Annotated in this window: 15 protein-coding genes and 3 pseudogenes; 11 read left to right on the top strand and 7 right to left on the bottom strand. The window is 48.3% G+C overall.

What is annotated here, in order from left to right; genetic code table 11:
- Positions 1-128 precede the first annotated feature (128 nt).
- Positions 129-392 (top strand): annotated as a pseudogene (arsM, locus tag EXY20_RS35235) (arsenite methyltransferase); the annotation flags it as partial.
- A gap of 520 nt (positions 393-912) precedes the next feature.
- On the top strand, positions 913-1,572 hold the full coding sequence (locus EXY20_RS35230; RefSeq protein WP_135557119.1) for a hypothetical protein: 660 nt from the start codon (positions 913-915) through the stop codon (positions 1,570-1,572).
- Positions 1,573-2,904: 1,332 nt separating this feature from the next.
- Here the strand turns inward: EXY20_RS35230 and EXY20_RS35225 are convergent.
- Entirely contained in the window at positions 2,905-3,891 is a 987-nt protein-coding gene (locus EXY20_RS35225) for a DGQHR domain-containing protein (protein ID WP_135557118.1), read from the bottom strand.
- Positions 3,892-4,027: 136 nt separating this feature from the next.
- Here EXY20_RS35225 and EXY20_RS35220 point away from each other — a divergent pair, with 136 nt between their 5' ends.
- Positions 4,028-4,357 carry a helix-turn-helix domain-containing protein gene (locus EXY20_RS35220; protein ID WP_135557117.1) on the top strand — a complete coding sequence of 110 codons (330 nt, stop codon included), beginning with the start codon at positions 4,028-4,030 and terminating at the stop codon, positions 4,355-4,357.
- Between the two features lie 260 nt (positions 4,358-4,617).
- On the opposite strand, the gene EXY20_RS35215 is transcribed toward EXY20_RS35220, so the two are convergent.
- On the bottom strand, positions 4,618-6,165 hold the full coding sequence (locus tag EXY20_RS35215; RefSeq protein WP_135557116.1) for a serine/threonine-protein kinase: 1,548 nt from the start codon (positions 6,163-6,165) through the stop codon (positions 4,618-4,620).
- Between the two features lie 591 nt (positions 6,166-6,756).
- Here EXY20_RS35215 and EXY20_RS39600 point away from each other — a divergent pair.
- Both EXY20_RS39600 and EXY20_RS39380 read left to right on the top strand, forming a co-directional pair.
- Positions 6,757-7,152: pseudogene (locus EXY20_RS39600) on the top strand (ATP-binding protein).
- Between the two features lie 104 nt (positions 7,153-7,256).
- Positions 7,257-7,409, top strand: a complete 153-nt coding sequence (locus EXY20_RS39380; protein WP_167859746.1) for a hypothetical protein — start codon at positions 7,257-7,259, stop codon at positions 7,407-7,409.
- Positions 7,410-7,635: 226 nt separating this feature from the next.
- On the opposite strand, the gene EXY20_RS35205 is transcribed toward EXY20_RS39380, so the two are convergent.
- From EXY20_RS35205 to EXY20_RS35195, 3 genes are read right to left on the bottom strand one after another with little or no spacing between them, the layout of a single operon-like run.
- Positions 7,636-10,467, bottom strand: coding sequence for an AAA family ATPase (locus EXY20_RS35205; RefSeq protein WP_135557115.1), 2,832 nt, complete (start codon positions 10,465-10,467; stop codon positions 7,636-7,638).
- Positions 10,468-10,478: 11 nt separating this feature from the next.
- Positions 10,479-11,006, bottom strand: a complete 528-nt coding sequence (locus tag EXY20_RS35200) for an ABC-three component system middle component 1 (RefSeq protein WP_135557114.1) — start codon at positions 11,004-11,006, stop codon at positions 10,479-10,481.
- Complete coding sequence (locus EXY20_RS35195) at positions 10,966-12,507, bottom strand: hypothetical protein (RefSeq protein ID WP_135557113.1); 1,542 nt, start codon at positions 12,505-12,507, stop codon at positions 10,966-10,968. The genes EXY20_RS35200 and EXY20_RS35195 overlap by 41 nt, the downstream gene beginning before the upstream one ends.
- A 201-nt stretch (positions 12,508-12,708) precedes the next feature.
- On the opposite strand from EXY20_RS35195, the gene EXY20_RS35190 reads away from it, so the two are divergent.
- Positions 12,709-13,557 carry a DUF72 domain-containing protein gene (locus tag EXY20_RS35190; RefSeq protein ID WP_135557112.1) on the top strand — a complete coding sequence of 283 codons (849 nt, stop codon included), beginning with the start codon at positions 12,709-12,711 and terminating at the stop codon, positions 13,555-13,557.
- A gap of 250 nt (positions 13,558-13,807) precedes the next feature.
- Here the strand turns inward: EXY20_RS35190 and EXY20_RS35185 are convergent.
- Positions 13,808-14,149 (bottom strand): annotated as a pseudogene (locus EXY20_RS35185) (DUF72 domain-containing protein); the annotation flags it as partial.
- 121 nt (positions 14,150-14,270) lie between these two features.
- Entirely contained in the window at positions 14,271-15,971 is a 1,701-nt protein-coding gene (locus EXY20_RS35180) for an S-layer homology domain-containing protein (protein ID WP_135557110.1), read from the bottom strand.
- Positions 15,972-16,193: 222 nt separating this feature from the next.
- Between EXY20_RS35180 and EXY20_RS35175 the strand changes: the two genes are divergently transcribed.
- From EXY20_RS35175 to EXY20_RS35155, 5 genes are all read left to right on the top strand, one after another.
- Positions 16,194-18,488, top strand: a complete 2,295-nt coding sequence (locus EXY20_RS35175; RefSeq protein ID WP_135557109.1) for a helix-turn-helix domain-containing protein — start codon at positions 16,194-16,196, stop codon at positions 18,486-18,488.
- A gap of 269 nt (positions 18,489-18,757) precedes the next feature.
- On the top strand, positions 18,758-19,663 hold the full coding sequence (locus EXY20_RS35170; RefSeq protein WP_135557108.1) for an ABC transporter permease: 906 nt from the start codon (positions 18,758-18,760) through the stop codon (positions 19,661-19,663).
- A gap of 22 nt (positions 19,664-19,685) precedes the next feature.
- On the top strand, positions 19,686-20,573 hold the full coding sequence (locus EXY20_RS35165) for a carbohydrate ABC transporter permease (RefSeq protein ID WP_135557107.1): 888 nt from the start codon (positions 19,686-19,688) through the stop codon (positions 20,571-20,573).
- A 152-nt stretch (positions 20,574-20,725) separates the two neighbouring features.
- Entirely contained in the window at positions 20,726-22,381 is a 1,656-nt protein-coding gene (locus EXY20_RS35160; protein WP_135557106.1) for an extracellular solute-binding protein, read from the top strand.
- 63 nt (positions 22,382-22,444) lie between these two features.
- Positions 22,445-23,767 (top strand): FAD-dependent oxidoreductase, encoded by a 1,323-nt coding sequence (locus EXY20_RS35155; protein ID WP_135557122.1) that lies wholly within the window; start codon positions 22,445-22,447, stop codon positions 23,765-23,767.
- The last annotated feature ends 55 nt before the right edge of the window (positions 23,768-23,822 follow it).

The following is a 23,822-nucleotide window of genomic DNA, read 5'->3' as shown; positions in this document are numbered from 1 at the left end:
ATGTAAGAAAAGAGCCTTCTTGAGAGAGTTCAGGTGTCCAAAAGTTTCCGGAACGAATGTCCAAACATTAACGGAATAACTGTCCATTACTTACCGGAATGACTGTCCAAAGTTTCCGGAATACGCAGAAACCGGGCGGCAGATTGGCGATATCAGATGTTGTTTTATCAGCGACACTTCCAGAAGAGTTGCAAAACAGCATTGCAGCTTATTCTGGTTGTGTATCCGGAGCATCCCCCATTGAAGAACTGGAGTCTATGTTAGTCAAGAGCGGCTTTCAAGACATTTCAATTACGCCCAAGGAAGATTCCCATACATTTATAAAGGATTGGGTTCCTGGCGCAAATATCGAACAGTACATTGTTTCCGCGATAATCCAAGCAGTGAAGTAATGATCGATAAAAATCATCGCTCGATAAATGAGCGGTGATTTTTATATTATTTGTGACGGTATTTGTTTCGATAGTTCCGTTATCTTACACCAACAAGCAGCAGCCATCATCATACTATAGAAACTTTTTGCATGAATAACTCGACCGTTTTTTTATTCCACTGCACGGTCAACATCATAATACAACATAATACTAAGAACAATTGCCGGCGAAAGCAGCATGGATCTGCGGTCGGTGATCGGTACGCCGACGTCGGCGTACCGCAGACTCGTCCGAATCCATGGCCAGAAATCGCTCACCGGGCTCTTCCAGACCCGCTGCCAGCCATCGGCGCGCCGGCAATGACAGCCGATCGTTCAGCTGCAGCTGTTCAAAGAAAGTAATGTAGATTGAAAAATATAGTGTAGACTGGGAAAAGGAAGCATTAATCTGGAAAGGAGTTATTCTAAACGGGAGAAGTTTTGAGAAAAAGAATATAGAAGCCGCTTAAGAATACATCAAGTAAAAAGGAGCGTTGCAATTGACTTTAATTATTGCGAAAAAAAATGTAAATTATGTTACCATAGCGTCTGATACTAAACGATGTACCCTAAGTCTAGACAATGGAATTGAAAAAGAGGAATCAAATATTCGGAAGACTTATTTGTTAACACCTACTATACTTATTGCTTCTGCTGGCATGGCAGCGGAACATTCAATAGATACAATAAAAGCCATTATTGCTTCAAAAAAAGAGGTATCAAAGGATGATCTATTAAATTGTTGCATTGATGTGTATAAATCACACCATGCTCTTTTTAGAAAATATAATCCCACTATTTGTCCAACAACACAATTCATTCTCGCAGGAAAATATCCTGGTACTACCGCACCATTTCTCATTTTGTGCAATAGCAACCTTGAATTCACTCCTGAGAATAAGGAAGAAGTAATCATCGGGGAGTCTGCTACACGTGCAAAAACCATATTTGATGAAAAATTAACTGGCGAAGACATGGAATCTGTCCTTTTGGCAAGTGCATTGACAATTAAAGAAGTTTCAGAAAATGCCCGATTAGTTGGGGAAACAAGTGTGTTAACATATATCGATCCCCACAACAACGTTCGTGAAGCTTGGGTATCAATGAATCGCCAGGAATACACATACGTAGCGTCAGAATTACATAGAAAAGCATTCTAACGTGAGCAGAATGGCACACCGTCGCCGGCGGCCGGTACCTTTCAGCTGCTGCTCGCGCACCAGGCGATTCCGGTTCCAGGGCTAGCGATCGGAGCGCCGGTGAGGTAGCAGGTACCGACCAACTGCGGCTCGTGATCCGGGCGCTTTGAATCATGGCCAGAGATCGGTGCGCAGTCGATGGCGACCAACTCTGTCAAGCTGCGGCTCGTGCACCAGACGCTTCCGAATCCATGTATGTGGGGAAAGCCAGTAGAGAGCTTCTGAGCCCTTTTTGGGCAGGAACTCAGTTCTTTATGTCTGAGCCAATTGGCGAGGATCCACTGCAGTTCATTCTACTGGTGCTTCCGGATAGAGCGAGGCTTGCGATCGCCGCGCCGGCGACGATAGCCGGATTAAGAAGCTGCAGCTCATGATCCTTAATAGACATGAGGACGGGGAATGTCTCCGGCTTAAATAATTAATCCCTATTCGTCGTCTGCTGCCAGAATCACCGAAGTCGGCACGTTTCCGACTTCGCCGGCAGCGGCGGCCTTTTGGGGGCTCCCTCTTGCCGCTACGCTTGCACTCTAGCACAGCCCTCCGGTGCATCAAGAGGCTTTCGCGGCATATCCTCCCTTCGGTCCGGTATTTCACGCTCCTCTTGACTCACCGAGCCAGAGGCGAACTAGTCGAGCCTTGTGATTCCGTAGGCGCGCAGGTTCAACTGTCAGGAATACGTACATCGAACGAATCGGACAGTAGGATGAATCCGTACTCCTGCCGATCCGCAATGTCGTGCACTTCGTTTTCACTGCAAATCCGACAGTTCAAAGACGAGATCGTTTCGACACTTATCGTACACGGAAACACCGTCCTTTGTAGGACGGCGCCGATTTGAACACGAGAACCTCATCAGATGCAATCCGGAGAAAGCAATGGCCGCCAAAGGATGTGTCTCTAATACGGTTCTCGCGACGAGCAGACAGAAACGAACGCCTGCCCCTGCTACTAGTGCGGGAGGACAATCGATCCAAACAAGCGCGAAGGGTGCAACTTATGCTTTGATCAAACTTATCACTTTCGACGGCAGAAATCCCGCCATCATCGCATTTTGCTTAATTCGCATTTCAATCGCCGCGGCGCGGCACTAACTTCAGCCACTTGCCTTAATAAAGACATACTCTGTTAACAGTGAATAGATCGAGAACTGTACTCGATTACCGCATTATAAGCGAGCCCTCGAATAGCGAATCGGGTTCTATGGCGGTTGTCCACTTGCCCCACCTTCACTCGTTTATATGTTACCTTCTTATCCTAATTACAACTTTATTGGTCTGGTCTTTACAGAATGATCTATAACGAAGAAATCAGATCTGCAGCTAAAGCCCTGGACCCACTCATACCTTTAATAAATTTTAAAGCACCTTCATAAGACCAATCAATGAACTTTAGTTTCTTTACATCTTTGCTAATACGTTGATAATTCTTTTGTTTAAATTCAGAGTCAGATATCCTTGTTATTATCTCCGCTCCTATAATAGCTAGAGCATTTAAGCAAACAATATGAGTGATCCTAAACTCCTTATAATCCAACCATTCAACATTAAATTGCTCTTTTATTGTGTTGAAGTAGGTCAACGAGAGCAACAATTTCTCTTCTTTCGGCAAACCTTTAAGTTGTTCAGGCTTAAACAATAGTTCTAAGACTTTATATAAATTCTGAAGTGTAACATGCCTTCCAGAATTACGCTTGCCTGTTAATGTTCCAATGAAATGAAAAGGGCTTTCCCCCCTGATAATAAGTTGAGTTGCTACCCAACTTATGTCATCAGAATTTCTCTTTAAGTATTTACTTAACGATGCCCCTATCCCTTTTGCCTTTGTGTTAATAATATCGAATAGATTTATTTCCTCATCTTCATCAAGGTAATGGAATGCGAGGAAAGGAACATGTATTTCAGAATTGGTGTCCTTTGTATACCTTTGAATTCCACCAAGTCGATGTTGCCCATCCATTAGAGATGCTTTATCTTTGCAAATTAAGCGTCCAAATGAAGATCTGTTCTTATCGTAAGACACGAACTCCCAATGTGATTCTGCGTTTAGAAGTATTGGGGTAAACAACGAATTATCACCCTTGGATAAGTAAAGTGCAAAATCGTTGCATCTTTTACTATCTACCGGACGTTGATATCCCTTTCCAGATGGATGATCATACGGCTTTACATAAGTTAATTTAAGGGCTGCGGAAGTAGATAAATTTCCAAGATAAATGATTTTACCACGCATTTTATGCTGTAAGACATTTTCAACCACATGATGTTGAGAAAGTGATGTCATTGTCGTAAAATCCCCTTTGTGTTTAGATAATTTAATAATAGGCAATATACTACCTATTTTCAAATGGTAATAGGTAGTATATTTATCTTCCACAAAGTTTTTAACTTGCCTACTCTTAAAGAGAGGTGGGTTAATTATGTCTCAGCTTGCGGAACAAGTTGGAAATAGAATACGAATGTATCGGAAATCCTCCAATTTAACTCAAATAGAACTAGGCGATCTGCTTAATATTGATGCTTCTTATTTGGGGAAGATTGAGCGCGGCGAAGCAAACGCTACTTTAGAAATGATAAATAATATTGCTATTGCTCTTAAAATTAGTCCGTTTGAATTGTTTGTCTCTCCATCAAATAAAAATAGTAGTATTGAGAATATAAGTACTACGTTATTAGGCTTCAATAATAATGATTTAAAAATTGTTTCTCGAATAATAAAGGATATCTATTCTTTGACTGAAGGCAAATAATCCTGACCCAAATGTTACGCTACCCTAATGGTTAGAAAAATGTATTTGAAAAAGTAAAGGAGCTATGCAGGACGTATCTGCTTAACTCCTTTGCTTTTGTCGTTTATTATTGTTTTCTTCAATAAGTTCCGGGTGAGTGAAGGCTACCTGAACTCCAAACTTTCTTTCTCTGTAAGCCACGAAACAGGAATCTATTGAATCTCTGGTTACTTTTAATATACCCAAATACAGGATCCGGTTCGATCATCTTTTATTTTAAGTTACACATTCAAAACAATAAATTCTTGAAATTCTTGAAGGTTTAACGAAATAACTTCGGTAGTATAAATATGCGTTGCTCTTATTAATTGAATTTCTTCCTCTAATTCATTAAATTCAAATGGGAATGGTTCTGGTCTAGTTGTTCTCCCAAAGCCACTATTCTTATTTTTAAGGATGTACCACTCGCCATAAGTACTATCTTCTGGATTCTCAATCAAAAGGATGTTAAACCCTTTATTATTATGCTCTTTCAAATAACCCCAAGCAAGCACCTTCCGATTGTCTAGGACAGGCCTAACCACTCTTTTAAAGGTTCTTTTTCTTTCCCCAGGAAAAGAAAATTCCGCAGGAACATCTCTTACAAAATCCTCATCGAACAATGCTTTTAAAATAATTGTTAATACATTCCCTGAGAGTAAATGAATCTTTGTTGTAATTTCATCTGAATCCATCGACCCCAAGCCTGATATTTTGATCTTTCCTTGTGTGTACCTTGAATTAAACTCATCAATAAAACCTTTTAGTGGATTATATATGTCGTTCGAATATTGGTAATTAATTATATTCAAAAACATAAGCCTTTCTTCACGTTCTTTATTCTCTTTTAATTGCTGTTCTTTAATCGAGTTGTCCTTAGCTAGTCGGATATTTATCATGTTTTCAATAATTGTGGTGTTTTCAGTGTTTGGTATATCTTGAATCGTTAAATCTCTTCTAATTTCATCCCATGTCTTATACCTTTTACCAACACTCTTTTCCACCATTTTCAAAACAACTTGAGCAATGGTTGTGTTTAATGAATTATTAATTGTTTTAGGAGAAGGAGCAGTAGTAAACAGATGTGCCTGCTGCCACTGATGCATATCTGCATCTTGCTTCAAATTGTAAGGGTGCTTTAATGTGGCCAATTCAAAGAAAGTGATTCCCATAGCATAGATGTCCATCTGGATTGTGTTCTTTTCGTTTTTCCATCCTTCAGGAGCCATATATCTTAGAGCACCAAATCCTTTAAAAGTAAGTTGTCTTGTACTGTCATGAACTATTTTGGATAATCCAAAATCAGATATCTTGATGACACCTTCATTTAAAAGAATATTATCCGGTTTAATGTCACGATGAACAAGTACAAGGTTTATTTGTTCCATTCCATCAATAAGTTGATTATAATAATTTAATAACTCTGAATTCGAAAAAAATTCACCTTTTTTCTTTGCCTTTTCAATTAAATCAAACAAAGTACCACCGTTAGCAAACTCCATAATAATATATGGGGGTAATTGAGGATATGTATCGCCATCATGAATATAAACATATTTTACAACATTCTCGCCATTTACATTTATAGCCATAGAACTTTCATTAATAAATGCTTGTAACTGCTCTTGACTTGGAAAGTTAGAGGGTAGAGTTTTTAAAGCCCATACAGAATTATCGGATTGCTTTTGGATTTTATAAACGTAACCAAATGCTCCATTTCCTAATGGTTCTATAACATTATATTTTTGATTTTCTGAATCATATACAATGGAATTTGGCTGTATAATCATTGATTCGGACCCCCCAGTACTAGGAATTTATACACAACTAATTATATATTGGTATTTATTATCTTTCCATCTGAAATTGTCCTAAAGGGTATTCTGAAACCAGATATGGCTCATCACCATTAACTTAATGATTCTATTACGACAGTGTGGTCTTTCCGCGAAAAGCTCCAATTACCCTACTTGCCTCATCGTATATCCGAACCAACCGCCGCGGAATCCAGGCCGCGCGCCTCTCCACTTTTGAGCAGGAAGTAAGTCCGTAGGTGGAACTTAGCGTCTATGACCGCATGCTGGAGACCCTTGGACGGTGCAGGGCGATGAGTGTGGTTCGGGAGAGAGAAGCGCGCTGCGTACGGAAATCTCGGCCTATTGCAAAGCTGGGCTCTGCCAGCGTGCCGTGCAGCTCTGTGAGCTTGAGGCCATGCCGAAGCAGGGGGAAATTCTACATCGCGTCCTCACCGAGGAGATGGAGAACCGGGAACACAGTCGCCGTGTTGGCTCCTTAGTCGCGCCGGATTTACGGTATACAAAACGCTGGAAGGCTACGAGAGTCATGGCGTGAAACTGCCGAGTTCCTTGCAGTGAAGCGATCTGACGGAAGGCACGTTCATTGAAGCGCGACGGAATCTGGTATTGTATGGCCCCATCGGAATGGGCTTGACGCATCTGGCGATTGCCGTAGGTCTGCATGCCTACGATATGAGCATGCCGGTAAAGTTCTACACGGTAGCAGCGCTGGTGATGCGACTGGGCGAGAAACGAAGTGAAGCGCGGTGGAAGCTGAAGTATCTGTTTAGCGAGATCCAGCGAGCACAGCTGCTTATTCAGGACGAATGGGGCTACATTCCCGTAGAATAGGAAGGCGCGCAACTCCTGCTCCACGTCATAACTGACAGCTACGCGAGCCGCAGTGAGGTCATTCCGAAGAATCCGAAATTTTCCAAATGGGGCTCTGTATTTACGGACGACCAGATAGCGCGGCGATGATTGACCGCCTAGCGCATCATGGGCATTTGCTTGTGTTTGAAGGCGAAAGCTACCAGCTGAAGCATGCGTTGACGAAAGAACGCTAGATGAGGGAGGAAAACCGGATGAACGTGCAAGCAGATCAAAATGGGATCGCAGAAATGGAAGCCGCCGTCGAACGATTGCGGGAAGAGATCCGGCGTCTTCAAGCGGAACGCGATGCCTTAGTGCATGGCAATTTAACGCTTTACCGTAAGCTAACCGAGCCTGATTTTTAGGCTTGGTTGGTGGAAAAATCCCCACGATAAAATGCACGTAGCCTAGCTTGGCGGATACTTAATTTGCAGTTCCGCAGCAACTCGATGACGAAGAGCTTGAAGAACAATAACTAACGTTGAAACACTTTCAACAGCAAAAAAGACGCCTTTATTCTGGCGCCTTTTTCCCCTTAGCAACTCCGTGATTCGATTCATGCGTGCGCTACTCATTCAAGAATTTCCCTTTTTAAGTTAGTGCTCTGTATACTGGTCCTTCCCCACTATATCCTTCTATGTGATACTGGGTTATTTTTTTATTCCTCATTTTTACGGCGAGTAGCTCCGCAAAATTGTCATCGTGAGTTGAGATTATCAAATGTTTAGTATTAGATTCAGCATCTAGCAGCGCTCTCAGAACATCAATAAATGCTAAAACGTTAACATCGTCCATACTTTGAATTGGATCATCAAGGAGCAATTGATCTAACTTGCTAAGCTTTTGAGTAATTCCAATACCTAAGAAAGTACTTAATGCTAAAATATTTAGTTGCGCTTGACTAAATATCTGATCTAAATATAGATTCTCGCGAATTTCTTCACTCGTAAAATGGGCTCCTTGCTTATCCACTATCACCTTTAGATCTTTGTATTGTGAATGAGGATTTATTACATTGTATACCCATGAAATAACAGGGTGCCCGTGTAGTTTATCACCCAGTATCTGATTTTGCTTTTGAACTAACTGCTGTAGCTTACTTTTTGCTTTATCTTGTAAATCGACTATTTGCCCCAATATATCATTTAGCCTGTTAATATCAATATTCAGATTTTCATATTGCTCAAAATGATTGGCGAATTCAACAGGTACCTTCAACTCTAAGAATTTTGATAATCGTTTATGAAGAGCTTCAATAAATCTGAGGTTCCATTTAGTTGAGAATATCTCTTTAAGTAGCTCGTCAGGTTTGTCCATAAAGTAGGATACTTCGTTTAAGCCTTTTACATATTGTATTTTGGTAGCAACTTCTTCGGTTGTTGGGGGGACTTGAAATTCGATTTTTTCCAGATTTGTTTTAAACCATGTCTCTTTTGTCTTTATACATTCATTTAAAGTATTGATACTAATATTTTGTAAAGGAACATCCTCCCCAAAAATTATTCTAGAAGAATCTTTAATTCTATCCCATTGGCTCTTCAGTTGTTGGCTGTTAATTATCAATTTATTTTCTTCTATAACTAGATCATCTATTTGTTTAATTAAGTACTCACGAATACCCTCTAAAGATTTTTCACTGCTCTCCCTCATTAGTTTTATCCAGTTTAGCAATGGAACAATAACTTCTTCTTCAATAAGTTTTTTTATGTATGAATCTTTCTTTACTAATTCATTCTCCTCATTGCTTAGCTCAAGTAAGGCTCGATCTCCATTTGCTATTGTGTAGTCAATAATTGCAACTAGTTTCATGTCAGTATCAGCATCTTCTGGAATACCTAGAATTTTTTCTACAACTGAAAAATTATCACTTTTGCAAATCGGACAACTTTTAATTGGCTCACTTTGGTTTTGTATATATTGTTTTACTCGTTCTAATATTTGTTGATATTGTTGATTTAATGTGGACAAGCTCTTCTTGTTATTAATTAGATGGTCTAATTCTAAGAAACACTGATTTCTGTCCCATTCTAGATCCAGCAACCTGCTCTTCCATTCTTCTAATTGCTCCTCGTCTTTTGTTGGTAATTGCAAATGCAAATTGGGGGGCAGTTTTAAAACACTTTCAAGTTCAAACTGAAAAGTATTTAGCCTTTCGAATTCTTCATTTATTGCATTCCAAATTAATTTATTAACTGAAAGGTTTTCATTATCAATGTGTTTGTCTAAGGAATTAAACAAGTTCTGATACTCTGAAGTAGTTTCAAGCTTCAAATTAATTTCTTTCTTGTTATTTTCGAACTCCAATCTTTTTCTTTCATATTCCCCATATTTGCTTTGTAGTGAAGCGATATCGCTTTCCAACAAAAACTTTGCGTGGTTACTATTTCGAATTACTCCTTCTGTAATAAATAATAGATTAAGCAAATCTATATTTTGTTTCGCACTCTTTAATTCATTGTCTCTTGTTTGAATTCTTACTTTTTCTTGGTTAATCTTTTCAATCAAAAGTTCGGCCTTTTGGAATAAATTTATATAATTCTTAATCTCAATTGGCCCCTCGGTTACAAGCATAACTAGTGGGACAGCGTAATATCTACGTCGTCGCTTAATGTACGGTAATAAATTTCTATAGGTATTTAAAAACTGTTTCTTGTAATCGTCAATACTAGAATACCCAATATTTTGCAAGAAGTTATTAATCCTTTCTTGCTGAACTACATATTCATCTCGTTTATTCTCTAATTCTGTCTTCTTCCTAGCAAGCAAGTTTCCTCCATTAACATACCCTTTTAAACTTTCAATATGGTTCGATATTCCTTCTTGCTGTAAGAATCGCATGAACAATGATTTTCTTTCCTCAGGACTTCTTATGCGTATAAAATCAGTAATTCCATCTTGTGCTAATATATGAGCTCCAATAATCCCCTTTTTATCTCCCGAAGAATAAGCCAAAAATTCTAGCAACTCTGAGTTAGAAATTAGTTTTGCCGGATGTCCCTTTTCGGTCAATTCAACAGTGGAACTGTAATCAGTAGCTCCAATCGACCCGAGTACCTTACTCTTACTTCTCCTGATGATCCGTGTTCCATTATTAAAGTATATCTCTACGCTAATTTCACGTTCTGATTCTCCATCATCATTTGAGGTACTGGGTGAAAATTTGAGGTAATGACTCTTTTTTAATATGGGAGCAGAGTATGCCCCCCCATGAATCCCCCCTTTGTATAATTTTTCCAGACGAACAACTGTATCGGTGAGACACCATTCGATTGCTTCAAAGAATGATGTCTTTCCGTGCCCATTAAATCCATGAAAAATAACCAACTGACTATCAAGATCTTTAAAAACAAAGTGTCTATCTGGGCCTGCTTTATATTCGCCATACCCTCGGAAATTTCTAATTCTCAATTCACTTAGAAGCATAAGAGTCACTCCTATTTTGTATTCAACAATTCTTCAATAGTATTTAAAAGTTCATCAATTTCTAATGGCTCATAAGAAACTTGTTCACTTTTATAATTCTCTAATACTTGATTTAATGCTCGTTCCGGTAGTACCAATTGATTAAACTTATGAATAAGGTCCTCAGTTGTCTGGTATTCAATAATTATTTTTCTTGCAACAAAACGATTTCTTTGAATTTTTGAGACTATAAGTGGATCAAATTTATCATCCTCATTCTGAACTAGATGAAGTCCAATCACATATAAATCCCACAAAAATTTTGATAAGTGCAACTCCGGTACCACAAATAGATTTTCCTCATTGGAGATTTTTGAACTTAATTTTTCTCTCAACTGAGGTAACTTATAAACAGTATCCTTTAGTTCTTCTACATCCACTATTTCTTGTATAATCAATACTTTATCATTATTGAAATTGGAAATAAGTGCATTCTGCAATTCATCCATTACTTGAAAATCATTTAACTCTAGTAATTTCGCAATCCGTTCCGAGTCCATGACTCTCCCTCACTTCCTGAATAAATGGACATTTACCTATATATGACAACTTCATGCATTTAGAACACTTATATTTAAACGACTTATACATTTCTTGGAATTGTATATTGCTTCTTATTTTACAAATATCAATAATCAGATTATCTATCGCTTCTGCTTCGAATTCACAAACATTAATGTCTGTATCAAATACAACCGTTTCTCCCCCAGAAGCTTTAGAGATCTGGTGGTTCTCGCGTGTATGGTCGATAAAATTATTGAGAATAAGATAAAAACCTTTGTTGGCTGAACGCGCGGCAGGAAGTGTCCTCATTGAAACTGATGTTGCTTCTCCAATAGAAATGTTATTAAAGCCTTCAATATCTTTGATACTGACCTTTAAGTGTTGCAAGTCGTTTTTTACAATCATCTCACTTAGGGCTTCAAATAATTTAATTGTCTCAAGGGGGTGGCTTCTGTGGGACATTACAAATCTACCCAGAACTTCTTTCACGCCATATTCATCTATTTCAGAATATAATTCTTCTTTAAGGCAGATTATTAAAGACATAATGTCATCCAAATATTTAGAATGTCCTTCCGCAGCAAGTACATATTCATAATCAAATAACTCTTCTTCTATTTCTTTGATAATATCTTGATACTCGATCTGTTCGAAGTATTTCAATTTAGCATTTTCTTGGTCTTGTATAATTTCTTTACAAGCCTTCACCGTCAGTGTCCTAATTTTGGGATCAACTGTCGTATTAAGAAAACCTTCAAGTATTAACAACTTTATTTTAGCTACGTCTTGTTCGTTTAAACTATTATCAAATTTCAATAACTCATGTTTAATCGTTTCATTTAACCTTGATATTGACTCATACTTGGCACTTTTTTTTAATGGAAAATCAAACTCTATTGTGCTTAAAAACAACTCCAATTCAGCATCATCACAAATAAGTTCTGGAAACAAATATTTTTGGAATTCTGTAGGATCTGGGTGTAAAGCGAGATGTTGAAGCAGGGCCTGTTTATACTGCGGCTTTTTCAAATGGGGGTTCTTCTTAATGTAGTCGTCTTTGAATTGTTTATAAATATTCGTTGAGATTGGCTCTTTGTCAACTGATTCATAGATAAAGCATTCTCTTATATATTTTATTGTTTCACTCGACTTATTCCATTTGTTAAATAAGTCCGCATCATCAGGATGGATAGGAACATTACATTTAAATCGATATTTAACCGTTGGATCCTTTTTAAAGGTATTATAAAAATTATAAATACTATGAGTTATTGCTTCTTTATATCTTGTAAATACATTACTATTATAAAACTTCGCTTCCATTCGAATATCAAATGCATCGAAGATTCTAACGTCTGCTCCGAATTCTACAGCAACATAACTCTTATCTGATTGGAAATTATTTAATAACGTAATCAACTCTTTACACGCTAGCATCAACTGGTAGTAAAATCCTGCAATAGAGTGCTTTACGTCTGATGACTTCAATTTGGACACCTAAAGTCCCCTCCTTGCAGTTGGATAATAAAAAATTTTTATATTTCACATAAGACTCTTTTTGACAAAAGGTGAGTTCGTTCTACACTATAGTATATATTACCATTTACTCCAAGCTGTTTCTATGCACAATTCTAAATTCGATAAAAATAGGAAATATAATAATGATGGATCAAAAACTTATTAATGCGGGGGTACCAGATGGTCAAAATTGGACTGGCTGGTTGGGGCGATCACAATCGTCTATACTCAAAAACAAACTCTAAAAGTCGGTTAAAAGAATATAGTGAACATTTTCAAGTTGTCGAAGTCGATAGTTCCTTTTACGCTTTACATAATCCAAATCAATATGAAAAATGGGTGACAGATACCCCGAGCGATTTTGGTTTTATTATTAAGGCATTCCGTGGTCTAACTGGTCATGATCGTGGTAGTACTAATACAATGACTAAAACAGCCATGTTTCACGCATTTAAGGACTCAATCTTTCCTGCTTCCCAAAGTGGAAAATTAATAGCTGTGCTTTTTCAATTTCCACCTTGGTTTGCTTGTAATCGAGATAGTGTTCAAATGTTACGTTTAACAAAGGATTTGATGGGTCATGTACCTGTTGCTTTAGAATTCCGAAATCAAACCTGGTATACGGAAGAAATGAGAGATAAGACACTCGAATTTATGAAACAAGAAGGTTGGATTCACAGTATTTGTGATGAACCGCAAGCAGGTGTTGGTTCAGTGCCAACCGTATTAGAGGCCACGAATAGGGAACTCACCATTGTACGTATGCATGGAAGAAATGTAGCCGGTTGGAAGTCAGGAGGGCAATCAAATTGGCGTGACGTTCGTTATCTGTACGATTACAACATAGAAGAATTGATTGATTGGAGGAACAAAATAGAGAAGCTTCAACAACAGACAAATCAGATATATACGATATTTAATAATAATTCTGGTGGGCATGCAGCTGCAAATGCAAAACAACTTATGGAGTTGTTTAATTTAAAAACAAAGGATCTTCTCCCTATACAGGTAGACTTGTTCGACTTATAATACCTCTATTATTTAGAAATGTTAGATGAGAACTTAGACCAAGATCTAATTCTGATAGAGAGCTTATCAAAATATAAATGCCGAAAATATCAAAATTCAGAAGCTAGAATTATGTACAGAGGGATAAACATATTAATAGTTTAAGTACAGTCACATAATTATGTACATCTGTGAAATAACCAATTCCTACTTATATTTCAACAAAAATTATACCCAAATTAATTTTGTACACCTAAATTTATAAAGATAATGGCGGGTATTGAAACAGCACAAGCCGAAGCTTGCCGGCCTGGAGCAGCGGCTCGACCGACTCGCGGAACGCGGCGAACATCTCGGCCGTCCCGGGAAACGGATTGTCGCCGCGCAGATGGCCCGTCATCCCTTGATACGCTTTGACCACGAAGGCAAAATCGGGCGGCGTCTCCTCCGCCCACTTGGCGTAGTTTCGCGCCGGCTGCACGGCGTAGAAGGAACTATCTACCTCGACGACGGAAAAATGGGCGGCATAAACGCGCAGCTTCTCCCGCGCCGGAATGCCCGGCGGCAGCGCCAGCACCTGATCTCCCCAGCCCGCAAGCCCGATGCGAATCATTCCGTCTCCCCTCCTCTACTCGCCATCAGTTGTTTTCGATCGCTGCATCGTTACCCAATCCTCGCTGGACAGTCGCTCTCGGCTCGTTACCAATTGCTTACCCCATTGTCACATATCCGGCTCAACCCGCCACCCGGCCGGCCTGCCGAATGACGTCCCAATCCTGCTCGGTAAACAGCCCCATCCGCCACAACGATATGCCGGACAGGCCGTAGTACCGGGCCAGCCACAGCTTGCGGGCGATCGCGTCGGCGTCCTCATACCAGATCTCATGCGCGCCGCGCTGGTCCCGGAACGTGATGTGCCGCAAAAAGTAAGGCATTTCCGTCTGCGCTTGCACGCCTTCCGTTTTCAGCCGCGCTTCGACCATATCCGCCGTCGGTTTGGCGGAAGTCGTAACGCCGTCCGCAGCGGTCGTCCACTGGTTGGCTTGCTTGGAAATGCCCAGCACCAGCTTGCTCCGCGGCACGTCCCGCAACACGGCGGCGACGGTTTCGCCGACGAGCGGCAGCGGCGCCGAAGGCAGCCGGTCCGGGTCGTAGGTGAAATCGTAAGCCATCAGAATCACACGGTCGGCAAGAGCGCCGATCGCCGCCATGTCGTAGCCTTTGTAATAAAACGTCGGCTGCACCGCAACGGTCAGCGGAAGATCGCCGATCGCCCGTTTCACCTGGCGCAGGAAATCGACGTACGGGTTTTGCAGCCGTTCGTCGAGCAGCCCTTCCCAATCGAGCGTCACGCCGGTAAACGCGTCGGGCGCCGCCGCCAGCTTCTCTTGCAGCGAAGCGAGAAACGCCATCTGCGCGAGCGAATCGCCGAGGAAGGCGTCCAGCATCCGCCCCTCATTATTCGCGTACACCATCAGGTCGCGCGACACCCCGGCCGCTTGCGCCGCTTGTACGGCGGACTGCCAGTCCGCGGGAAGCTTGTACTCCGTCGTATCGACATTCAGGGATGCCGCGCCCGGGGCGGCATAGTCGAGATGCGACCAGCCGAACGCCACATGCCCGAGCGCATCCAGTTTGTCGATATCCGCATAGGAACGGATGGCGTAAAAGCCGGTGACGTCAAGCGGCGCATCCCCCGACCGCTCGTTGATCGTGCGGTACAGAATCGCCGCCGCTTCCCGCCGGGTCAGCGTGGCATCGGGGCGAAACCGGCCCGCATCGCCGACCATAATAGCGGCGTGGGCCGTCAAGTAGGCGTAAACCGCCTGCGAGACGTCGATCTCGCCGTCATCGGCGAAAGCGCGCGTCTGCCGCTCCGCCTTCCAGCCGCTGTCGCTCCAGCTCCGGCGCTCGTCCGCCGTCATATGCCCGAACAGCTCCCGGCCGACGGCAACGGCAACTTCTTCGCGCGTCATCGGCTTGTCCGGCTGGAACGCGCCGCCGTCGATCATCGCGCCGAGCAGGCCCTCTTCATAGGCGCGCTCGACGAACGGATACGACCAGCGCTCCGGCGATACGCCGGCAAGCGGCGGCAGCGCGGGCTCCGTCGCTGGAGGCGGCGGCGCAATCGGCTGCACGGGCGCCGAACCGCCGGCAGCCCCCGGCTGCTCATCCGTCGCCGCATCTTCCTGCCAGGAAGTGACAAGCATTTTCAGAAACGCTTCCCGCGTCACTTGATCGTCCGGACGAAACGTCCCGTCGTCATAGCCGGATATGATGCCTACCGCCGATAGCGCGTAGACGCTCTCTTCTCCCCAGTCCCCGGCCGGGACGTCGGGAAACGGCTTCAACTGCGAATCGTACGCCGACGCCGACGTTCCGAAGCCGCACAAAAGCATGCCGAGCAAAGCGCCGGCGATTATTTTTCCCCGCATGGGCTGTCACTGCCTTTCCGAATTGTTCTCGGCTGTCGCCTGGATCGCCCGCGTCACCGCTACTCTATGACTCTACTATAAGCAATCCCGGACTGGAAGGCCAGAAAACGACCCTCCGCCCCGCATCCAAATAGACAGGCAAGCCGCGCTAATTGTTGCGCATTCCCGCCAATTCGGATACGATGGGGACAAATCGGAGGTACCCGTTCAGGAGGACAGCCTATGCGCGGCGTCTGGAAATCGAGGATGTTTTACCGATACTTGCTCTCCTATCTGCTCATTTTCCTGTTCCCGCTCATTGCGCTCGGTTATTTGATGTACGGCAATGCGGTCGCCAGCCTGCGCAGCGAGGTCAAGGACTCCAATCTGCACAAGCTGGAGTTCGTCAAGGACACCCTCGACGGCCAAATCAAGACACTCGGACAGACCGCCGCCAAAATCGCCTTCGACCCCCAATTGACCTCCTTCGCCGTCAAGAACGGCGGCTACAACTCGCGGGAAGCGATCGCCCGGCTGCAAAATTACCGCGACAACAGCTACATTTTGGACGATGTGATGCTGTACTACCGGGGGGACGATTCGATTTATTCGGCTACCGGCCTGCAATCTTTGTATACGCTTACACACTATATTTACAAATTCTCCAACTGGCAGGAGGACGCGTTCTACCGGGACATCAACACCGTCGCCCAGGCGACCATCCGCTCCGCCGAGGTCGTCAGCGTCAACAACAACGAGTCGCGACGCGAGCTGACATACTTGTTCCCCATCCCCGTCAATGCGCTCCAGCCGCTCGGCACGGTCATGTTCCTCGTGCGCGAGTCGACGCTTACCGAGCCGATCGAACGGCTGCTCGGGGAGTATGACGGCAGCATTTTCGTCTGGGACGAGAACCGCACGCTGCTCGCTTCCGGCAGCCGCAACCTCGCCTTGAGCGATGCCGCCCGCGACCGGATCGTCGATACCCGCTACGCGACGGGCGTTTACGATCTTACGCTCGACCGGCAGTCGCTGTCGCTCGCCACGGTGACGTCGGCGGATACCGGCTGGACGTTCAGCATCGTGATGCCGGCCGATCAATTCATGCAGCGCGTCGTTGCGGTGAAAACGCTGATTCTGTACGCCCTGCTCGCGGTGCTGTTCGTCGGCGTCGTCCTCGCCGCCTTGCTGTCGTCGAACAGCTACAGGCCGATCCGGCACCTGGTCGAGCATGTTCGCAAAGGCTGGCTGAAGCCCGGCGACTCGCCGCGCGGCAACGAGCTGGACATCATCCGCCACTCCGTTCACGAAGCGTTCGACATGAATGCGAATTTGCGCGGCCAAATCGATACCCAGCGTCCGCTCGTGCGCAAGCAGACGCTGCACCGGCTGCTGCGCGGCGAAGTCCGGTCGCGGGAAGCGCTCGACCGCGAGCTGGCGGCGCTGCATATGGCGCTGGACGGGCCGACCTACTACGTCATGGTGATCGCCCCGGACGATTCGGCCGGCCTGCAAACCGTCGAAGCGAACGAGCGCCTGCAGCTGCTGCTCGACGAATTCGCCTGCGGCGGGCAAATCGGCTACGGCGTCGAACTGATCCGCGAGCACGCGTATGCGATGACGATGAGCGCGCCGGTCCGCGCCCACGACGTCCGGCGGCAGCAAGACGAAGCGGCCGCCCGGCTGCGGGAGCTGTGCCGCGACAACGCGCTGCCGCTGCCAACCGTCGCCATCGGCAAAGGCTGCGACGACCCGCTCCAGCTGCACCGCTCCTTCGTCGAGGCGTGTGCGGCGCTGGAGAACCGGGTACGGGCGGGCAACGGCAGCGTAATCTTCTTCGAGGACGTTTACGCGCGCGGCGACAACAAAGGCTGGCATTCCGCCGAGGAACAAATCAAGCTCGTGCACGGCATCAAGCAAGGCAACCGCAGCGTTGCCCTGGAAGCGCTGGAGCGCATGCTGGCCGAAATCAAGCACACCGAACAACCGCTCCATCTGCTGAAAATTTCCTGCTTCGACGTCATCAACACCGTGCTGCGCACCATGCGCGAGCTGGAGATGGACGACGCCCCGGAAGCGGTTCGGCGGGCCGCCGGGTTCGGCACGATCGAAGAGCTGCAGGCCGAGCTCGGCGCGCTCGTCGGCGTTTTGTGCGACCGCGTGGAGCGGCACAAGGAAAGCAAAAACTCGTCGCTTGCCGAAGCCATGCTGCGCCATACGCACGAGGCGTATTTGTCGCCCGAGTTCAGCCTCGAGGGCCTGGCCGATGCGCTCGGCTTGTCGGCGGCGTACGCGAGCCGCTTCTTCAAGGACCAGACCGGCCTAACCTTCACCGATTACGTCGGCGGCTTGCGGCTGACGCGCATCAAGCGCGAGCTGATCGAAACCGACGACCCGATCAAGGACATCGTCGTCCGCTGCGGCTATCTTGACGTGCCCAGCCTGCTGCGCAAATTCAAAAAAGTCGAAGGCATCACCCCCGGCGAGTACCGCCGGCTGCATGTCCTGCAGCTGCAGCGCGAACAGAACCGCACCTAGCCGCTCCCCGTACAGCACAAGACACAGCGCCCCTCCTCTCGCCCGCCCGCTTCGAAATGAAGCGCGGCGGGCTTTTTGCGGCTGGGCGCCGAATGGCCGCCGCCCCGCATGTAACCTCCCGCATATCGCCGCAACCGCCGCATATCGCGCCGCTCGGCCCGCGCCGGAAGCCGATGTAGCCTGCCGCACATCGCCGAATGAACGACAAATTTACAGCCGCTCGAAACCCGGCGTACAGTAGGCTCAAACGCAGCGAAGGAAGGGAACAGATGGGATCTTTCGGAATGAAAGCGGTTATCCGCAATTGGCAGCTTTACGCATTCGTGCTGCCGGCAGTGCTTTATTTTGTCGTCTTTCATTATTTGCCCCTGTACGGCGTGCAGATCGCATTCAAAAACTTCGTCGCCACGCAGGGGATCTGGGGCAGCAAGTGGGTCGGCTTCGACCACTTCGAAACGTTTTTCCACTCCTACTATTTCTGGATCCTGATCCGCAACACCGTGCTGATCAGCGCCTACCAACTGCTGCTGTTCCCGGTGCCGATCATCGTCGCGCTGTCGCTGAACGAGCTAAAGAACGGCCTGTTCAAGCAGCTGGTGCAGACGGTGACGTATGCGCCCCATTTTATTTCGGTCGTCGTCATGTCGGGCATGATTCTGGCCTTCCTCAGCCCCAGCGCCGGCATCGTCAACAAGCTGCTCGGCTGGGTCGGCTTCGGACCGATCGGATTTTTGAGCGAGCCGGGCTGGTTCAAGACGGTGTACGTGTTCTCCGGCGAATGGCAAAGCATGGGCTGGGGCGCCATCATTTACCTCGCCGCGCTGGCCGGCGTCAACCCCGATCTGCACGAGGCGGCGACCATGGACGGAGCGAACCGGCTGCAGCGCATCTGGCATATCAACCTGCCCGGCATCATGCCGACGATCGTCATTTTGTTCATCCTCAATATGGGCAGCTTCATGGCGCTCGGCTTCGAAAAAATACTGCTGCTGCAAAACCCGCTCAACATGGAAGCGTCGGACGTCATCCAAACCTACGTTTACCGCAACGGGCTGCTGCAGGGCCGCTACAGCTTTTCGGCCGCCGTCGGGCTGTTCAATTCCGCGATCAACCTGGTCATTCTGGTGACCGCCAACCAGGTGGCGCGCCGGCTGAACCAGGCCAGCTTATGGTAATCGAAGAAAGGACCCCACAACCATGACACCAACTTTTCTGGACAAAACGTTCGAATGGGCCAACCGTCTGTTCCTGCTGGCGCTGTTGTGCATCGTGCTGTATCCGCTGCTTTATGTCGTAAGCGCCTCCATCAGCGACCCGGTTGCCGTCAATTCCGGCGCCATGTGGCTCTTCCCGCGCGGGATTACGTTCGAAGGCTTCTGGCGCGTGTTCGACAACCGCGACATTTGGATCGGCTACCGCAACACGTTCGTGTACACCGCCGCCGGAACGCTGATCAACCTGCTCATCACGCTGCCCTGCGCCTACGCGCTGGCACGCCGCGACATGGCCGGCCGTCATTTCGTCATGGGGCTGCTGCTGTTTACGATGTTTTTTAACGGCGGGCTCATCCCTACCTATTTGCTGGTCAAACAGCTCGGGCTTGTCGATTCCTTCTGGATCCTGCTGCTGATCAATGCGGCTTCGGTGTGGAATATCATCGTGACGCGCACGTTTTTTCACAGCGCGGTGCCCCGCGAGCTGGAGGAAGCGGCCGAAATCGACGGCTGCTCCAACTTCCGCCGCTTCGTATCGATCGCGCTGCCGCTGTCGCTGCCGATCGTTGCCGTCATGGCACTGTTCTACGGGGTTGGCCACTGGAACCAATATTTTACCGCGATGATTTATTTGTCGGACCGCCATCTGTTCCCGCTGCAGCTCATCCTGCGCGAAATTCTCGTCATGAACGAAATGAGCGCAATGATGATGGACGGCTCGGACATGGAAGCGATGGCCGAACAAGCGCGCATTGCCGACATCGTCAAATACGCGGTGATGATCGTGTCGGCGCTGCCGCTGCTGGTCGTGTACCCGTTCGTCCAGCGCCTGTTCGTCAAAGGCGTGCTGATCGGTTCGCTCAAAGGGTGACGCTGCGGCAGGCGGAGGCGGGGACGGGCGCAGGCTTGAAAGGAGGTGTTGGCCATGGCAACATAGAGGGCAAGAACCGGAACGATCGGCTGGGCAAAAGGGGCTATGCTAGCGGTAGCGGCAGTACACTATAAGCGAAAGTCGGGGATACAATGAAAAAGAAAGCGACACAACGGGGCCTATGGACGTTGACGGCGGTGGCGGCGGCAGTCGCGGTGGCGGGATGCTCGGGCAACGGCGGCGGCGGTTCGTCGGACGGAGCCAAAGACACGGGCAAAGAAACCGGCAAGGAGCAGCAGGCTCCGGCCAATTTGAATACAAGCGGCTATCCGATCGTCAAGGAGCCGCTGACGCTCAAGATGATGGGGCCCAAGGCGCCCATTCACGGCCCTTGGGAGCAGATGGATCTGTTCACCGAGATGGAAAAGCGGACGGGCATCAAATTTACGTTCGACACGCCGGCGTCGGAATCGTACCAGACCAAAAAGAACCTCGCTTTCGCCAGCGGCGAAGTGCCGGACGTGTTCTTCAGCGGCCCGCTGACGGCGAACGACGAAGTCGTGTACGGCCAGCAGCAGCATATCCTGATCCCGCTGGAAGGGCTCATCGACAAGTACGCGCCGAATTTGCGGCAAATTTTGCAGCAGTATCCGGAGGTGCGCAGCGCCGTTACGCTGCCGGACGGCCACATCTATTCGCTGCCGCGCATCAATAACGTCACGCGCGACCTCGCGCCGACGAAGCTGTGGATCAACAAGAAGTGGCTCGACAAGCTCGGCCTGCAGCCGCCGAAAACGACCGACGAGCTGTACGAGGCGTTGAAAGCGTTTAAAACCAAAGACCCGAACGGCAACGGCAAGGCGGACGAAATCCCGCTCACTTCGATCAAGATCGGCGATCTTCGGCCGATGTTCCTCGCCGCCTTTGGCGAATTGAACGGCGGCAGCGGCTATATCAGCCTGATCGGCACCAAATTGAATTTTTACCCGACCCAGCCGGGGTATAAAGAGATGCTTGTTTATTTGAACAAATTGTACAAGGAAGGACTGCTCGACAACGAAACGTTCGCCCAATCGTCGCAGCAGCTGAACGCCAAAGGCAACTCCGGCGTGCTCGGCGTCGTATCGGCAAGCGGCGGCGCGTTCACCGCCGTCGGCACCGACCGGAACGACGATTATACGATGATCGCTCCGCTCACCAGTCCGGCGAACCAAACGGCGATGTACCCGCAAATGTCGAGCGTAACCCGCGGCCTGTTTTCGATCACCGGCAAAAACAAGGCGCCCGAAGCGACCATGCGCTGGATCGATTATTTTTATTCCGACGAAGGGTCGGTGCTGGCCGTGTTCGGCAAAGAGAACGAAGGCTGGAAATGGCTCGACGCCGGCAAAACGCAGTGGGAGCGGCTGACGCCAAACGGCATGCAGCCGGAGGAATACCGCGGCGGCAAAGTGACGCCGGATGCCGGTACGGCGGTGCCGACGATCCGCAAGCAGGATTTTCTCGCGAAGCGGGCCAACACCGGCCAGATCGGCCAGGTGGACAAGGAAGTCGACGACAAAATCGTCAAGGTATGGAAGCCGGTGTACCCGCTCGTCTATTTCAATGAAGCCCAGCAGAACCGGATCAGCGCGCTGGAAGCGGACATGAAGCCGTATATCGAGCAGATGGAAGGCAAGTTCATCACCGGTTCCGAGCCGCTCGACAACTGGGGCAAATACGTGGAGACGCTGAAGAAAATGGGCGTTGACGAATACATGAAAATCCACCAGGACGCCTACGACGTCTGGAGCAAAACGAAAAAATGACGCGGCGCTTAATTAAAGAAGCGGAGCGTTTGCGGAAAGGCGGGAAGGAACAAGGTGAGCGAAATGGATGGAAAAGCGGAGACGACGGCGGAGAGCGTCATGGAGCAGGCGAAGCGGCTGCCGCTGGCGGGGAGCTATGACGCGATTGTCTGCGGCGGCGGACCGGCCGGCGTGGCGGCTGCGCTGGCCGCGGCGCGTGCGGGCGCACGCGTGCTGCTGATCGAGCTGCACGGCTGCCTGGGCGGCGTCTGGACCGCGGGCGCGCTCAGCTGGATCATCGACGCGGGGAACAAGCCGGGACTGATGCGGGAGCTGACGCTTCGCATGGAGCGGCAGCGCGTCAGTCGGGACGGCGCGGGCGGTGCGGACAGCTTCGCGTACGATCCCGAGCGGATGAAGCGGCTGCTTGAGGCGATGTGCCTCGAAGCCGGCGTCGACATCCTGCTGCACGCCCGCGTCTGCGGCGCGCTGAAGGACGAAAGCGGCCGGCTGACGCACGTGCTCGTCGAGTCGAAGTCCGGCCGCCAGGCTTATTCGGCGGCGGCGTTCGTCGACGCGACCGGTGATGGCGACCTGGCGGCGCAAGCGGGCTGCGCGTTCGAGAGCGGCCGCCCGGACAACGGCGAAACGCAGCCGATGAGCCTCATGGCGCTGCTCGCGGGCATTACCTTCGATGCCGCCGGTCGCTTCTGCATGAACAACGGCATCGCCGAAGACGGGCGCAAGCTGCTGCTCGCGGAGCTGGCGCGGGTCGGCGTCCGCCCTTCGTACGCGGCCCCGAGCTTGATCCATATCCGCGAAGGCTTGTTTGCGCTGATGGCCAACCACGAGTACGGCGTCCCGGCCACCGACGCCGCCGCGATCACGAAGGCGACGCTGCGCGCCCGGGCCGAAGTGCACGCCATGGTCGACGCGCTGCGCGCCGCGGGCGGCATCTGGGCCGGTTTGGCGCTGGTCGCCACGGCGGGACAGATCGGCGTGCGCGAAGGGCGGCGCATCCGCGGCCGTTACCGCGTCGACGTGAACGACGTCGCGACGGGAGCACGGCACCCGGACGCCGTCGCCCGCGTCACGTTCTGGACCGACATCCACGCCACGAACCCGGCTCGCGGGCAGGCATACGGCGACGACGGCGTCCGCAGCCAGCCGTACGACATCCCGCTGCGCGCGCTGATCGCTGCGGATGCGGACGGGCTGCTGCTCGCCGGCCGCTGTATCAGCGGCGACTTCTTCGCCCACGCGAGCTACCGGGTCACCGGCAACGCGGTGGCAATGGGCGAAGCCGCGGGCGTGACGGCGGCGCTCTCGGCCAAAAGCGGCGCGCTGCCGCAGGACGTGCCGTGGGAACTGGTGCGGCAGCAGCTGGAGCGACTCCGCGAAGGGTGATTGACGCAAACGAGAGAGTTGCGGCAATGCGATCGGGCCGGGCTGGACTAGGCCA

It is taken from the genome of Paenibacillus cymbidii (assembly GCF_004764705.1).
GTDB lineage: Bacteria > Bacillota > Bacilli > Paenibacillales > NBRC-103111 > Paenibacillus_AN > Paenibacillus_AN cymbidii.
Note: the sequence above shows the minus strand (reverse complement) of the source record. Positions and strands in the feature narration are given on the sequence as shown.

Bases quoted from the DNA above. Each gene is read 5' to 3' on its own strand.
- EXY20_RS35165 (WP_135557107.1), top strand. From the start codon at position 19,686: ATGACACCAACTTTTCTGGACAAAACGTTCGAATGGGCCAACCGTCTG.
- EXY20_RS35190 (WP_135557112.1), top strand. From the start codon at position 12,709: ATGGTCAAAATTGGACTGGCTGGTTGGGGCGATCACAATCGTCTATAC.
- EXY20_RS35205 (WP_135557115.1), bottom strand. From the start codon at position 10,467: ATGCTTCTAAGTGAATTGAGAATTAGAAATTTCCGAGGGTATGGCGAA.
- EXY20_RS35220 (WP_135557117.1), top strand. From the start codon at position 4,028: ATGTCTCAGCTTGCGGAACAAGTTGGAAATAGAATACGAATGTATCGG.
- EXY20_RS35175 (WP_135557109.1), top strand. From the start codon at position 16,194: ATGCGCGGCGTCTGGAAATCGAGGATGTTTTACCGATACTTGCTCTCC.
- EXY20_RS35160 (WP_135557106.1), top strand. From the start codon at position 20,726: ATGAAAAAGAAAGCGACACAACGGGGCCTATGGACGTTGACGGCGGTG.
- EXY20_RS39380 (WP_167859746.1), top strand. From the start codon at position 7,257: ATGAACGTGCAAGCAGATCAAAATGGGATCGCAGAAATGGAAGCCGCC.
- EXY20_RS35180 (WP_135557110.1), bottom strand. From the start codon at position 15,971: ATGCGGGGAAAAATAATCGCCGGCGCTTTGCTCGGCATGCTTTTGTGC.
- EXY20_RS35200 (WP_135557114.1), bottom strand. From the start codon at position 11,006: ATGGACTCGGAACGGATTGCGAAATTACTAGAGTTAAATGATTTTCAA.
- EXY20_RS35170 (WP_135557108.1), top strand. From the start codon at position 18,758: ATGGGATCTTTCGGAATGAAAGCGGTTATCCGCAATTGGCAGCTTTAC.
- EXY20_RS35155 (WP_135557122.1), top strand. From the start codon at position 22,445: ATGGATGGAAAAGCGGAGACGACGGCGGAGAGCGTCATGGAGCAGGCG.
- EXY20_RS35215 (WP_135557116.1), bottom strand. From the start codon at position 6,165: ATGATTATACAGCCAAATTCCATTGTATATGATTCAGAAAATCAAAAA.
- EXY20_RS35225 (WP_135557118.1), bottom strand. From the start codon at position 3,891: ATGACATCACTTTCTCAACATCATGTGGTTGAAAATGTCTTACAGCAT.